The organism is Anabaena subtropica FACHB-260 (assembly GCF_014697105.1).
GTDB classification, from domain to species: Bacteria; Cyanobacteriota; Cyanobacteriia; order Cyanobacteriales; family Nostocaceae; genus Trichormus; species Trichormus subtropicus.
Genome location: NZ_JACJRF010000001.1, coordinates 291,419 through 306,392 on the forward strand (window position 1 = coordinate 291,419; position 14,974 = coordinate 306,392).

Here is a 14,974-nt window from a genome sequence, read left to right on the forward strand (position 1 = left end):
CTTGTGAGTGGAGTTTTGTTATTTATTTAGTGTTGGACATAGGTTAATTGTCTATGCCCAACACTCAGGTTTTATGCGCGTAGGTCGTCAATTAATTTAACGTCTCTACAATGGTTCTTAAGCCACTACTGTTGAGGATTTTGAGCATTTCATCAGCGTTGCTGCGATCGCTAAAAACTCCTACTTGCATGACTCTACGACCTTGCCTGATGGTGAAGAATGCACCAGGAGCTAGAGATTTCACTAATTCTTGCTCTCTGTCATTGGAGGCTTCTACTACCACGCGATAGCGTACAGATGCACTTCTGGTGGCTGATAAATAATTGCCACCATAACCTGTTGTATTAGTTTGAGGCACTGATACTTTTTGTAGATTGCGGGTGTTACCAAGGGGAATATTACCAGTGGGAACAAGTAGAACATTAGTATCACTAACTCTTGGTTGGGAGGAGACACCCAATGGCAATGATGGTTGTTGTGCTTGGGGTGCGACAAACTCAATGGTGTTCGAGTCAATCTGCACATAATTTAGCTGTGCTGTCTGACTTTTAACTGTTGGTATATCTTGGTTTGCTACTCGGTTGGGAATCGGGGCTGGCGGTTGTTGATTGTATCTCGGTATAGATAGTGGGGCATCGGCTGATACTAGTGCTGGTAATTGGCTGTTACCTTGGTTACGAACCACACGCTGGCTGGGTTGATTAGTTGGATTAGATACACTAGGAGCGGTAAATATAATTTCCCCATTACTAGCGATTGTGGGCGGCGGACTATTGGATATAGCGGCAGGTTGGGCGTTATTAGCCACAGGTACATCTTGGGCGTTGAGAGCTACCTGACCAACAATCCGTTTGCTGTCAATCGTATTACCAACTGCGGCGATCGCCTGTTTAGCGGCACGAGCATTAATATCGTGACGGCCATTGTTACGAAATTCATTACCACCTGCTTCGGTAGCGTTACCCAAATCTGGCATTGCTTGAGCGATCGCTACTAAGCCATCTTCTTTATTGCCTTGAATTAAATTATGCCGTAAAACTGGGCGAGCATTAGCTTGGACAATAATTCCTGCGCGATTATTTTGAATTTGATTGCTCACCAACATTGGTACGGCATTTTGGGCTATATTGATGCCAAAACCTGTTTCCTCAAACACATTTTCTCGCACCTGGGCTGGGGAATTACCGCCAATAGTGATGCCGTTGGCTCCATTACGATAAAAATAATTTTTGGTAATGGTGGTAGCACTGTTACCAGTCACAGAAATGCCATCTTGGGTATTGCCTGTAAAGGTATTTTCGCTAATCACTGGATTAGTCGATTCAATCCACAAACCATAACCACGGGGATGGGAATTAGTGACTGTAACTCCTGTTAAGCCGGCTTGATTAGCAGCGACGATGGTGACATTCTGCCCACCAAAGCTGCGGCTAAGAAATTGTCCTCCGCCTTGAATTGTGATTCCCTGTCCTTTGTTACTGGTGTCTCCCTGAATCGAAACACCTGGTTTGAGCATTAAAGGAAACATCTCTCCTGTTTCAGCACTGTAATTACCTTGTGTTAGTTTGATTACCGTGCCAGGGCTAGCAACCTTTAAAGCTTGGGTAATCGTCTTTAATGGTGTGCTTTCATTACCGTTGCCAACTGTGTCATCTCCGGCACTTGGGTTGACAAACACTACATTAACCTGAGAAATTGTTCTTTCACTTAGGGGCATCTGAGCATTAACACTGCCAGGGATAGTACTCAGCACCGTTATGCTGCATACTGCCAGAGTAGACAGTATGGACAGGCTAGAAACTGCATACCTTGCTAATTCCAGAGAAGTTGGCTTAACTCGCCAGGTTTTTAACCGATGATATCTAAACAAAATGGGGGAAATCAAGTTCGCACCACTCCTTAGAAGTAATAATAAAGTTTCATACTCGCAATATTCAGTATGTCGATAATGTTATCCGCTATATTGACCTATTGGCTATTTTGAATACAAAGTAATTAATAAAGGTATTGGGGACTAGGACTAGGGACTAGAAAAAAATGTTTCTCATAACCAACACCCAATACCCAACACCCGATACCCAATCGCCAATACCTATGCAAATCCATGATGCGAGAAACATTGCAAATATGAAAGAGGCTGGCTATTACGATGAAAGCATCACTAATAGGGTAGTTGTAATGGTGGAGCCATACAGCCAACAAAAGCAAATACAGCAGGTTGTTTACCGCATATTAGATGCCAATTTAGACCGCACTCGTGAAGGGTTGCGAATTATTGAAGAATGGTGTCGCTTTGGTTTAAATAGCGCTCAGTTGGCGGGGGAATGTAAGTACTTACGCCAAGAGTTAGTTATTTGGCATACGGAAGAATTGCGGGCAGCGCGAGATACACCAGGTGATCCCGGCACTGATTTAAGCCATCCGCAGGAAGAACAACGCTCTAGCATTAAGGCATTGTTACAAGCTAACTTTTGTCGTGTAGAAGAAGCTTTGCGAGTGTTGGAGGAATATGGTAAGCTTTATCACCCAAAAATGGGACAGGCTTGTAAGCAGATGCGATATCGAGTTTACAGCCTGGAAACTAATTTAATGGGTTATCAACGCCATCAATTACTGCGGCGATCGCGTTTATATCTTGTCACTTCCCCGTCAGAAAGTTTGTTGTCAACTGTCGAAGCTGCTCTCAAAGGTGGATTGACATTACTGCAATATCGTGATAAAGATGCTGATGATACTGTGCGTCTGGAACTGGCGACCAAACTCCGTCAACTCTGCCATACCTACGGTGCTTTGTTTATGATCAATGACCGGGTGGATTTGGCTTTGGCGGTAGATGCGGATGGGGTGCATTTGGGACAGCAAGATATGCCGATCGCCGTTGCTAGACAACTACTAGGGCCACAGCGCTTAATCGGTCGTTCTACTACCAACGCTGATGAAATGCAAAAGGCGATCGCTGAAGGTGCAGACTATATAGGTGTGGGACCTGTATATGAAACTCCTACCAAAGTAGGTAAGGCGGCGGCTGGCTTAGAATATGTTAGTTACGCTGCTCAAAATAGTTCAGTTCCCTGGTTTGCTATTGGGGGTATAGATGCCAATAATATCAATGATGTGATTGATGCAGGAGCAGAAAGGGTGGCGGTAGTGCGATCGCTGATGCAGGCTGAACAACCTACCTTAGTTACACAATATTTACTCTCTCAACTTAATCGGATCAAGCCAGAAACTTAATTAATTGACAATTTAAAGTTGAAGAATTAGTCCCATGTCCGATCCAATTACATTACAAGTAAATGGGGAAACACATAATTGTTTACCCCAAGTTCTTTTACCCGATTTACTCCGGCAATTGGGTTTCAATCCCCGATTAGTGGCAGTAGAATATAATGGGGAAATTTTACACCGCCAGTTTTGGGAACAAACTAAAGTACAATCAGGCGATCGCTTAGAGGTGGTCACTATTGTTGGTGGTGGTTAATTGTTATACAAGGAACGGTGTAGGGTTTTACGCTTGGCTAATTCTTTGCCTTGACGACCAAGTTGTTCGCGCAATTGCTGATTTTGGGACAATTGTTTGAACGCTTGCAAAACTTCGTAACCAGACTTGGGATTTACCAGCAGTCCATTTTCTTCGTGGCGTACTATATCAATTAAAGAAGCGTGACGAGAAGCAATTACGGGTTTACCAAAGTAACTGGCTTCTAAAAAGACAATCCCAGACCCTTCTATCTGGCTGGCTTTAGTGTTTGATAAAGTCAGCATGGCAAATATGTCACAAGTTGCGTAATAACCTGCTAGTTCCTGATTGGCTACGTATCCAGCAAAATGTACCCGCTTATCTACGCGCAAGCGCTCTGCTAAGGATTTTAATTGAGATTCACAAGGCCCTTGACCACAGATGATGTAGTGAACATCTACACCAATAGTTAAAAGTAGTGGTAAATTGTCAATGACGCGATCAAAGCCTTTTTGTTTAATTAAACGCCCTACGGAAAGGATGACTACTGCGGTTTGGGGAATATTGTAAACTTGACGAAGCCTATTACGTAATTCATTTAGTTTATTGTCGTTGCTCCCCAAACCAAACTTTTCTGGTCTGATTACTGGATGAATGACGTGGGTAGGGGTTTGTAAGCGGAAGGTATTTTGTAGGTAATCTTGTGTTAAGGAACTGTTACACACAATCCCTTCAGCGCGTGTGAGTGTTAATTTAAAGAGCGATCGCCATAAAGGATTGCCTACAGCAGAAGCCAGATCATTGCCGTGTAAGTAAATGAAGAAGCGTACAGGTAAGATATAGCTTAACAATAAGAGTGAGGGAAACTCGTAGCCGTGTCCCCATTCAATATAACGGTAATGATAGCGAAAATAGAGTTTAATGGCTAGAAAAAATGTCGCCACCAAATTAAACAAAGGTTGTAAATAACTTCCTAAAAAATTACCAAGCCAGTATTTCAGGTTTGGCCAGCGATAGATAGGAAACTGTTGCCCTTGGTCAAATAGTTTATCACCTCCACAACTAGCCGCCAGAACAATTACTTCCTCTGGATCTTGAAGACAGCGATTGTAGAGATATTCCCCAATTACAGCTTCTTTAGGCAAGAAAAAACGTGATATTACTAAAATATCTGGGGATGCAGTCGTGTCTCTGATTTTTGTTGCCAGTTGCGAGATATGTTCCATTTTAAGTGTAGTAAAGTTAGTTCAAATAAGTTGTAATAGTTCAAACTGCAACTAAAGCAAAGTAACTAGTGTCGGCTTGCTTGTTGTGATCAAAACTAAGAGCTACTGCATCTGTACTTATATTGGACAGTACTTACAAGTGAGTATCAATATGGTGTTATTATTCATACACTTTCTTTTGGAAATCATCAATCCTACTGGTGAATTTACTTAAAGGAATACTGCTCTTGTATCTAATTTTCTCCTGTTTTTTCTGTTTAGCCAATATTTAGGCTCAAAAATCTAAGTATTTACAGATTTTTTTAATAAAGTTTTACAAATTGTAATTAATTCAATCTGAAAAACTTATGGAGTTGTGTTATTCCATACTTCTTATTTTTAATAAAGGGAATGCAAGTATTCGACCACAACTCTATTTTAAAATAGGAAATATAGATATTTATTTATTAATTTCGTGAAGTATATGTTAACTAGATATTTTATTTATTTTCTATTTTTATCTTTGCTCACAATCGTAGCAATGAACATCATTTTAAGAAAATGAAAATTAATAATTATATTTATAAAGGGAAAACTGAAGCAAAAAATACTAAAGTTATGACTTATGCCCATAATATCTTGAATACATAACAAGATCACGCCAGAATGCCCCATAGTGTAAATATTAGGGAATCTTGTGGTTTACGAAAATATACAGCGTTTCTTGGAGAGAGGCTAGAGGCGAGGGACTAGAAACTAGGATAATCTACCTCATCTAGATAAAACGTGCTGTATTTTGGCATTACATATAGTTTTGGAAATATACGTAGTTTGGGGATAATTATTAATTCATCCCAAAGTTCCCTCAAAGGGGATAACTTTTGAGGTACGGTTATCTACTACAGAAATCCCCCCTCGGTTTGCTGCCTAGCCAAGGCAAGACGCGCTAGATTGAATATGTAGCCAAAAAAGACACCGAGCTACTACCAATCATCAAACTCGCTGATTTAATTACTGGCTGGCATCACATAAGCACTGTAATGCTTCTACCAAAGATAAGAATTAAATAAGTAATAACGTTTTCAAGCGAATGTGACTATGCCTAAAAAACTACTACAAACTATCAAACCTCTGTTAAAAACTGTCTTTACCCTGGGACTAGTGTTGGTTTTGGCGTTGGGAAACGCTGATGGCGCATTAGCCGCTCGTAGTGGTGGACGGATAGGCGGTGGTTCCTTTAGAGCGCCTTCTAGCCGCACTTATGCACCACGTTATGCGCCTCCTGGTGGTGGATATGGTTATTCTCCCTACCCTGGTGGTGGTTTTGGCTTTCCCTTCTTGATACCTTTCTGGGGTATCGGGGGAGGATTTGGCGGTGTATTTAGTATTTTAATATTTTTGGCGATCGCTAATTTCCTAGTACAAAGCTTCCGCCGTGCTTCCAGTGGTGAAGTTGGTGAAGATGTGGGTTACAGCAGCAACCCTACTGTAACTGTGTCTCGCTTGCAAGTGGGCTTGTTAGCGCAAGCACGAGATTTACAACCGGAACTCAACCACATTGCGGAAACGGCTGATACCAATTCCCCAGCAGGACGAGCAGAAATACTACAAGAAGCCAGCCTAGCTTTACTGCGTCACCCTGAATATTGGGTATATGCAGGTGCTGGTACACAACAAGCGAAGTTAAATTCTGCGGAATCCCAATTTAACCGCCTAGCCTTAGCAGAACGCAGCAAATTCAGCGAAGAAACCTTGTCTAACGTCAACAATCAGCTAAAAGCGGCTCGAACTCCAGATGCTTTACCATCGGCTGATGAACTAGATAACCCAACCCGTCTAATTACTGAAGGCCCTGGCGAATATATTATTGTCACTCTATTGGCGGCGACATTAGGTAAGTTTGAACTCCCATCTGTCAACACCACTGATGACTTGCGCCAAGCTTTACGGCAAATTGGTAGCATTCCATCTGAACAACTTTTAGCTTTTGAAGTGCTGTGGACTCCCCAAGCTGAAGGCGATACTCTGACATCTGATGATTTGTTTGCTGAGTATCCCGATTTGAAATTGGTTTAATTCCCCAGAATAGATGAATAAGTAGGGGCGCAAGGAATTGCGCCCCTATAGATTTAGGGCGTTGCATAAATGCAGGATGATTTCAATATTTGGTGTTGATGAATCGAGGGATGATTTAGCAAGTTATAAAATTTCTCCCCCTGCTTCCCCTGCTTCCCCTGCCTGCCTAAATTCATCCCCCTGTTCTGCAATGCCAGATTTAGATTCTCATGGGGTGTTATGGGCTTTTCAAATCGGTTTTTAAAATTACATCTGATAAATGATGTGTTTTCCCTGGACATACTTCAGCCGCCGTACCTAATTTAATGAATGCAGATTTTTCATAAAATGAAATGGCAGGCAAGTTATCATAATTTGTGAATACCCAAAGTTCCTGAAATCCCAATTCTTGCGCGTAGGATTTTAATTTTTTCATCATGATTGAACCCCATCCCTCTCTACGAAAGTTGGGACGCAAACCAAACCAGCCCACCCAAACAACGCTAGATGGGCTATCGATACACTGATAAAGACCCATGACACCTATAGGTTCTTCATCTAGTTTTACTAGATAAACTTGCCAAAAAATTAGTGTTTTATCCCACTGACCAATGCCGCACCAATTAAGCATTGCTAGACTAAATTTATCACCAAATTCTAACTCTTTTAAAAGAGGTACAAAATCTGTAATTTCTTTTGTTTGGGTGATTTTTAAGCGATTTTGTGAAAGATGTGCATGATTTTGCATACTTATTTTTTTAATTTAAATAAAGTAGAATAGGCTAAATAATTAAAGTTCTCTCTGCGTTCTCTTTCGAGAGGCTACGCCAACGCATAGCGTGTCGTAGACAGACGCTCCGCGAACCAAAAAGGACTAAAGTCCTTACTACGAAACGAATCTTATTATTTTTACATTACTTAATATAGTTTTTTTCCAGTCGTTCTATTAAACACTAAGTGAACTGCTATTGCAGGTCATTTATCATCTTGAACTATTTAGTCAAATTTAACCTGGGGAAAATACCACCCGAAACCCGCATATCCTCAAGCCGCCATCTGACTCATTCCAACTGCGGCTGGCGCTGCGACACAGTTCTGCACCAAAGTTCCAAGAACCACCACGCAGTACCCGGCGATATATATCACCGCCTGCTTCCCACACACTACCATCTGTGGGTGCGCCATTGTAGTTATTGTGCCAAGGGTCAGCGCACCATTCCCAAACTAGCCCGTGCATATCGTACAATCCAAAGGTGTTGGCTACGCGAAAACTGCCGACATCGGTAGTTTCTTTGCGGTATCTGCTTTTGGGTTCAATATGATGACTATCGCTGTCGCTAAAGTTGGCTAAGTCAGGTGTAATGGTTTCGCCGAAGTGGAAAGATGTGGTAGTTCCAGCACGACAAGCATATTCCCATTCCGCCTCACTAGGTAGGCGATATTCTCGTCCAGTTTTCTCTGATAGTCTGGCACAAAATTCTAATACCTCGTGCCAAGAGACGTTTTCTACTGGTCGATTTTGACCTTTGAATTTTGAAGGGTAGGGATTTAAGGCTTGTTTAATTTTGGGTAAGCCAGCGACAGCTCGCCATTGAGCCTGGGTTATTGGATATTTTCCCATAAAAAAGGGTGCGATCGCTACTTGATGTTGGGGGCGTTCGTCAGCATCCCCTTCAAAGTTGGGTGAACCCATCAGGTATGCACCACCGGGAATGGACACCATTTCTAGTGTGATGTCTTTATTTAATTCTTCTACCAGAAATTGGGCATTGGTGCGATCGCGGTTCACCACTCGACCGGCTGTATCTACTGTAACTACTTCATACTCAAAGGTTTGTAAGGGGGGTAATGGTCGTTTGGTTTTTTGTGTTGCAGGTGGTAATGGGACTAATGTTGGTTGAGTTGTTGGTAAAATTTGGGTTTCTACCGCAATGGTTGTGGATACTTTTAAATCAGAGAGAACTTCTGCTGCTGATTGATATCTTTCACTAGGCAAATGCTTCAGCAATTTATCTAAAATTTGACTTAAATCATCGCTAATCGTAATACCCCTTTCCTGCAAATACTCTTGCCATAACCATTTACCATTCATGGGATCATAAAGACCATCGTCAATATGTCCATAAGGATTTTGTTGTGGTAAGCATTGTGTTAATAACCGGATACAGGTCACACCCAAAGCATACAAATCACTAGCATGACAAGCAAAACCCGCCATTTGTTCGGTTGGTGCATAACCAATAGTATAAATAGCTGTTGCTTGTCTAGCTATACTCGTTTGGGTGACTTGTTTTGCACCACCAAAATCAATCAATACTAATTTGTTATCACCATCACGCCGGATGATATTTTCTGGTTTGATATCGCGGTGAATGACGTTATGAAGATGAATAAAATCGAGAATCGGTAATAAATCAATTAATAGTTGCCGAATTTTTTCTTCATTAAAAGTTTCTTGCTGGACTTCTTGTAAAAGAGTTAGTCCTTTAATAAATTCTTGGACGAGATATAAGCTAGAACCTTGTTCAAAATAAGCCAACAACCTCGGTATTTGACTATGATTTTCTCCTAGTTCATACAACCGAAAGGCTTCTTCTTTAAAGAATTCTGCGGCTTTACTGCGTTGTCCGGTTCCTTGAATTTGTGGGAAGAACTGTTTGATGACGCAAGGCGCGTCTAGTCTGTCTGCGTCTTCAGCTGCGTAGGTTTTGCTAAACCCACCTTCACCTAATAATCCTAGTACGCGATAGCGATTTCTCAGTAATTTGCCAAAGTTGCTTTGTCCGCAACTCATACAAAATCTATTGCCATCAGGATTGAATGGGTTTGAGCAATTGGGATTTTGGCAGATTTGCATAATGAAGGGATAATAGCATCTTGTCCAAACTTAACCCCAATATTATCGAATTGAAAAGCGATATCTAGACAAATAAATATTAATAATTATCACCTGTATGAATACTGAAAAGGCGGATACAGATGAAATTATTTAGTTAATCTGTTACTTGTTACTGGGTAGTTTTTGAAGATACATTTGCAGGTGGATAGGTTAACTTAAATTTTATTTAAGTTTGTAGCGAGTGATTCATAACTCATAGTAGAGGCAACTAGGAATGAAGTCCTAACTACAAACTTTAACTCACTTAAATTTTGCCTACTTACTATGTATGAGTTAACAGATATTCCTTACAAAAATGATAATAGAATTAAATTATTGAGTTTGTCAAGTATGTTTATATTTTGTTTATTTTCGCTCTCCTAATGAGCGAATTGATTCTGCTATAACGGCGACAATTGCAGATATTAAAATTAACAACATACTGAGGGCATTAATATCAGGTTTAACACCACTTCTAATGCGACTAAAAATTTCCATTGGGAGGGTGTTGTAACCGCTACCTGAGGTAAAACTAGCAATAAGGAAGTCATCCAAGCTGAGGACGAATGCTAGTAGACAGCCAGCGATAATTCCTGGCATTAACTGAGGTAGTAATACTTGAATAAATGCTTGTATAGGTGTAGCACCTAAATCTAGTGCAGCTTCTTCCAAGTGGGGGTCTAAATTAGTCAGTCTTGATGAGACTACTAAACCGATATAAGCTAAACAAAATACTATATGAGCAGCCACAATTGTCCATAGGCTAAGGGGGATAGCGAAAGTAGCAAGGAAGACAAGAGTCGCAACTGCGATCGCAATATCGGGAATAATTAATGGTAGATAAGCAACACCACGATACAATTTCTTCCCAGGGAACTGATAACGCGCCAAACCTACTGCCATTAAGGTTCCTAACACGGCGGAAATACTCACAGCACAAAAGGCTACTAGCAAACTATTTCTCAAAGCTGAGAGGATGCGATCGTCGCTTAATAATTTGTAATACCAATCAAGGGTGAAGCCTTGCCAAGTCGCACTGTAAGGTGATTGATTAAAGCTATAAAATCCCAGTACCAGAATAGGTAGGTACATGAATATAAATAGGATTATGGAGAAAACCGCCTGCCAAGAGACAAGCGGTTTATTATGCGATGGAGAAATATTCACGTTTTTGTGATTTTATAATGTTGCCAAGTTTAAAATATATGCGACTAGATATTAAACGTCAATATCATAGCCAAAATTTAACCTAGTAGGCTACAAGAACTATCTAATACAAAAATATATAACTGCTATAGCTTACTTTCATAACGAAGAGAATAAATGATTAAAAATCTCCACCCATAAGGGAATGGAAATTTTGTCAGTGGTCAGTAGCATTCGCGTGGCGTATTCCCTTGGGACAAAGAGGTTTTATAATCGCTCACTAAGAGCTAATTTGTAAACTAAAGTAAAATACTTACCATGTAAGGGTTTCAGGAATTCGGGTTAATACAGCACTTATTCGCTGAAACTTAGACCTAGTAATGATTTGAATCTCCTTAAGATTTTCTTTACGAATCAGCTCTAAGAAAGCATTAGGACAGAACAAAAACAACTGGCAAATCACAAGCGCAAGGCAGCAAATCAGAGCAAATGTATAAATAGCCGTGTAACCGACAAAAGAAAATATAAAATTGCTTACTTCTGGAGCTTTTAGTGATAAAAATTGCAAAAATATTCCTCTAATTATATATATATCAGATTTGATTATTGAGGAAATCTTAGTATCTCTAGGAATGCTCACCAAAATCACTACAAGGTGGGCAATGCGATCCTACACATATTTTCCAAATTAAGTATGAATAATATAGATTTATTAACTCTGATAATGCAATAAATGATCTTTGATTGCCAATTTAGATGTAAACATTACGTAAAGTATAAGATAAAATTTATCTCTTGGGAATAGAGTGATTTCTCTACTAGGATAGACAAGTAATCAAGAATATAAAGCATAAGATGATGAGGTAGTTAGTTTAAAAATTGGTGTTAAAACTAGTTTCTAGTGCAAACTTATTTATTTGTTAAGCACTCTGGAAACAAAAAACAAACACACCTAATTCAAAGCTTAGTTTGTAGGAGGTTTGTGATGCGAATTGCTCAAGTAGCCCCATTATGGGAGAGAGTACCCCCGTCAACTTATGGCGGTATAGAGTTAGTGGTGGGGTTACTAACAGATGAGTTAGTCCGACGTGGACATGAAGTCACACTGTTTGCATCGGGAGATTCTGTCAGTTTAGCAAAGCTAGTATCAGTTCATCCCCGTGCGCTAAGACTTGATTCTAGTATCAAAGAAACTGGCATTTATGAAATGCTACAACTCGGTACAGTATATGAACGTGCAGACGAGTTTGATATTATTCACTCACATATGGGCTGTGCATCACTACCTTATACAAACCTAGTGAAAACACCCACTGTTCACACCCTACACGGCATTTTTACCCCTGACAACGAAAAGATGTTTCAGTTTGCCAAGGTTCAGCCTTTTGTAAGTATTTCCGATGCACAACGGGAATTGGAATTAGGACTGAATTATGTGAAAACAGTTTACAACGGCATTGATGTTAGTAGTTATCAATTTTATCCCCAACCAGATGAGTCTCCGTATTTAGCCTTTTTAGGTCGAATATCTCCAGAAAAAGGTACACATCTAGCGATAGAAATTGCTAAAAAAGCTGGTTGGCGCTTAAAAATAGCGGGTAAAGTAGACGTTGTTGATGTGGAATATTTTGAACAAGAAGTTAAACCATTAATTGATGGTAAGCAAATAGAGTATTTAGGTGAAGCCAACCATACACAAAAGAATGTACTGATGGGAGGTGCAGCAGCAACCTTATTCCCCATCACCTGGAGAGAACCGTTTGGTTTGGTAATGGTTGAGTCAATGGCATCAGGTACACCAGTTATTGCCATTAAACTTGGATCAACTGTAGAAGTAATTGATCACGGTAAAACAGGTTTTCTGTGCAGTAATGTAGAAGAGTGCGTCAGTGCGATCGCTAAAGTTGCAGATTTAGACCGTTATGCTTGTAGGGAGTATGTAGAGAATCGTTTTAGCTTGCAAGCAATGACTGACGGTTACGAAGAAGTTTATCGGCAACTTCTGCAACAGCGTTTTGCTAATAACGGGCATTATCGTAGTACGTATGATTTGAGTAAAATTCGCGCCTAAGTAAGTTTTGTGGATGATGGGTAATGGATGCTGGGAGTATCTGTTACCTATGATTTTTAATTAGGGAGAAAAACGCAAAGGAACGCTGAGGAAAGCGCGGAGGTACGCGGAGAGTTTGAGATGAATGAGGATGGTTAGTTAAGTTCGCTGAATTTGGCTCTAATTGTTTCAATTCTTTTACGGTTAACGCCTAAATCACTTTGACCTAAGCGGGATGCAGAACGCACTTGAATTAAGTTGGTATTTCGGTCTAGATAAAACTCTACATCATCGATAAATCCCATTAAGGCGCTTTTAAATTCAGCATACAAATAATCTGGATTTTCGGTGATGATTTTAGTCCTTGGTAAGGATTGAATCACATTTTTGAGATTGGCGATCGCTTCTTCTGGAGTCGAGGTGAAATTTAGGGGTGCTATTTGGTGGACTGCATCGGTACTTTGGCTAGAAACGCAATTAGGAGAGTTAGGACAGGGTGCTAATTTGCCGTCACGCACACCTAGATTATTTGGGCGTTTACCTGTAAAAATCATAATTGGGTACTATTACTTAAATATGTAAGATTTTTGAGCGATGCTGTTGGTTAACTTTAGACTACATCTTTAGGTGACAGAGGAAAATAATTCTCTAGACTGAGTAAAACATGGGTGATGCGATCGCTTTATGATGCGGTAAGTATTATATAGGCGATCGTTATGGCGCAGATAATCTCAATCAATGACAATCAACGCTTACAACTTGAACCTCTAGAAGTCCCCTCCCGTCTGCTGTTGGGGCCTGGGCCATCAAATGCCCATCCAGCCGTCCTGCAAGCGATGAATATATCACCAGTGGGACATCTTGACCCCGCTTTCCTGGCGCTGATGGATGAAATTCAATCTTTACTGCGCTATGTTTGGCAAACCGAAAACCCCCTTACCATTGCTGTTAGTGGTACGGGTACAGCCGCAATGGAAGCAACCATCGCTAATGCTGTAGAACCAAATGACGTGGTTTTGATTGGTGTAGCTGGTTATTTTGGCAATCGCTTGGTAGATATGGCAGGCAGGTATGGCGCAGACGTTCGCACCATTACCAAACCTTGGGGACAAGTATTCTCATTGGAAGAACTCCGCACCGCTTTAGAAACCCATCGTCCAGCGATTCTGGCTTTGGTTCATGCGGAAACTTCCACAGGCGCACGTCAACCTTTGGAAGGTGTCGGTGAATTGTGTCGAGAATTTGGCACTCTGCTATTAGTAGATACAGTCACCAGTTTGGGCGGTGTCCCCATATTTCTGGATGCTTGGGGAGTAGATTTAGCCTACAGTTGCAGTCAAAAAGGTTTAGGTTGTTCTCCTGGTGCTTCACCTTTTACCATGAGTCCCCGCGCAGTTGAGAAGTTGCAGCAACGCCGCACCAAAGTAGCAAATTGGTACTTGGATATGAATTTGCTGGGTAAGTATTGGGGTAATGAAAGAGTATATCACCACACAGCACCTATCAACTTGTATTATGCTTTGCGGGAAGCGTTGCGTTTAATTGCCCAGGAAGGGTTAGCAAACTGCTGGCAACGTCATCAAAAGAACGTAGAGTATTTGTGGCAAAGCTTAGAAGATATTGGATTGAGTCTGCACGTAGAACGAGAGTACAGACTACCAACCTTAACTACAGTTTGCATTCCCGCCGGAGTTGATGGTAAAGCAGTCGCCCGTCAGTTACTCAATGAACATAACATTGAAATTGGCGGTGGTTTGGGTGAATTAGCCGGTCAAGTCTGGCGCGTAGGACTAATGGGTTTCAATAGTCGTAAAGAAAGTGTAGACCAATTGATACAAGCCCTACAGCAAGTTTTAAGTTAGGAATTGGGCGCTGGGGACTAATCAATTCCTAATTAAAGAATTCCTGCTCCTCAGCCCCCTACCCAATCTATCTGTCGCCTTTTTTCCAACTGATATTAAGAATTAAGTAATTTTGGCGGGAAAAGTTTGTGATCATCTCCGCTTGGTGCGTAAGTTATTTGGCTGATGATATAGATCCGAAATTATTGCCAGAAGCCAGCAAATAGCAGAGGTAAGAGTATTAAGGCTGAAGCAATGAGAACCAGGGTTCCTGGATCAATTTTGATGTGGTTTTTATCTGGGTTAGACATTTGTTAGTTCCTTATCCATTGAGTTTAT

The 14,974-nt window shown here is 40.8% G+C and carries 11 protein-coding genes; 5 read left to right on the forward strand and 6 right to left on the reverse strand.

The window, feature by feature from the left end; translation table 11 throughout:
• Positions 1-91: 91 nt before the first annotated feature.
• On the reverse strand, positions 92-1,885 hold the full coding sequence (locus H6G18_RS01175; protein ID WP_449224084.1) for a DUF1565 domain-containing protein: 1,794 nt from the start codon (positions 1,883-1,885) through the stop codon (positions 92-94).
• 242 nt (positions 1,886-2,127) lie between these two features.
• On the opposite strand from H6G18_RS01175, the gene H6G18_RS01180 reads away from it, so the two are divergent.
• Together H6G18_RS01180 and thiS are read left to right on the forward strand one after the other, a co-directional pair.
• Positions 2,128-3,234: a thiamine phosphate synthase gene (locus H6G18_RS01180; RefSeq protein WP_190405290.1), complete on the forward strand. Its 1,107-nt coding sequence runs from the start codon at positions 2,128-2,130 to the stop codon at positions 3,232-3,234.
• Between the two features lie 34 nt (positions 3,235-3,268).
• Positions 3,269-3,481, forward strand: a complete 213-nt coding sequence (thiS, locus tag H6G18_RS01185) for a sulfur carrier protein ThiS (protein WP_190405241.1) — start codon at positions 3,269-3,271, stop codon at positions 3,479-3,481.
• On the opposite strand, the gene H6G18_RS01190 is transcribed toward thiS, so the two are convergent.
• The gene (locus H6G18_RS01190; protein ID WP_190405242.1) at positions 3,478-4,686 is read right to left on the reverse strand and encodes a glycosyltransferase family 4 protein; all 1,209 of its coding nucleotides are present in this window, start codon (positions 4,684-4,686) and stop codon (positions 3,478-3,480) included. The genes thiS and H6G18_RS01190 overlap by 4 nt on opposite strands.
• A gap of 1,077 nt (positions 4,687-5,763) precedes the next feature.
• Here H6G18_RS01190 and H6G18_RS01195 point away from each other — a divergent pair.
• Entirely contained in the window at positions 5,764-6,741 is a 978-nt protein-coding gene (locus tag H6G18_RS01195) for a DUF1517 domain-containing protein (protein ID WP_190405243.1), read from the forward strand.
• A gap of 217 nt (positions 6,742-6,958) precedes the next feature.
• Here H6G18_RS01195 and H6G18_RS01200 read toward each other — a convergent pair whose 3' ends face one another.
• From H6G18_RS01200 to H6G18_RS01210, 3 genes are all read right to left on the reverse strand, one after another.
• Positions 6,959-7,468: a GNAT family N-acetyltransferase gene (locus H6G18_RS01200; RefSeq protein ID WP_190405244.1), complete on the reverse strand. Its 510-nt coding sequence runs from the start codon at positions 7,466-7,468 to the stop codon at positions 6,959-6,961.
• 258 nt (positions 7,469-7,726) lie between these two features.
• Positions 7,727-9,577, reverse strand: coding sequence for a bifunctional serine/threonine-protein kinase/formylglycine-generating enzyme family protein (locus tag H6G18_RS01205; RefSeq protein WP_190405245.1), 1,851 nt, complete (start codon positions 9,575-9,577; stop codon positions 7,727-7,729).
• 387 nt (positions 9,578-9,964) lie between these two features.
• Entirely contained in the window at positions 9,965-10,690 is a 726-nt protein-coding gene (locus tag H6G18_RS01210) for an ABC transporter permease (RefSeq protein ID WP_199311503.1), read from the reverse strand.
• A 1,039-nt stretch (positions 10,691-11,729) separates the two neighbouring features.
• Here H6G18_RS01210 and H6G18_RS01215 point away from each other — a divergent pair.
• Positions 11,730-12,815, forward strand: a complete 1,086-nt coding sequence (locus tag H6G18_RS01215) for a glycosyltransferase family 4 protein (RefSeq protein ID WP_190405247.1) — start codon at positions 11,730-11,732, stop codon at positions 12,813-12,815.
• A gap of 134 nt (positions 12,816-12,949) precedes the next feature.
• Here H6G18_RS01215 and H6G18_RS01220 read toward each other — a convergent pair whose 3' ends face one another.
• Positions 12,950-13,348 carry a DUF1499 domain-containing protein gene (locus tag H6G18_RS01220; RefSeq protein ID WP_190405248.1) on the reverse strand — a complete coding sequence of 133 codons (399 nt, stop codon included), beginning with the start codon at positions 13,346-13,348 and terminating at the stop codon, positions 12,950-12,952.
• A gap of 162 nt (positions 13,349-13,510) precedes the next feature.
• Between H6G18_RS01220 and H6G18_RS01225 the strand changes: the two genes are divergently transcribed.
• A complete protein-coding gene (locus H6G18_RS01225) occupies positions 13,511-14,656 on the forward strand; it encodes an alanine--glyoxylate aminotransferase family protein (RefSeq protein WP_190405249.1) in 1,146 nt (381 codons plus the stop codon).
• The last annotated feature ends 318 nt before the right edge of the window (positions 14,657-14,974 follow it).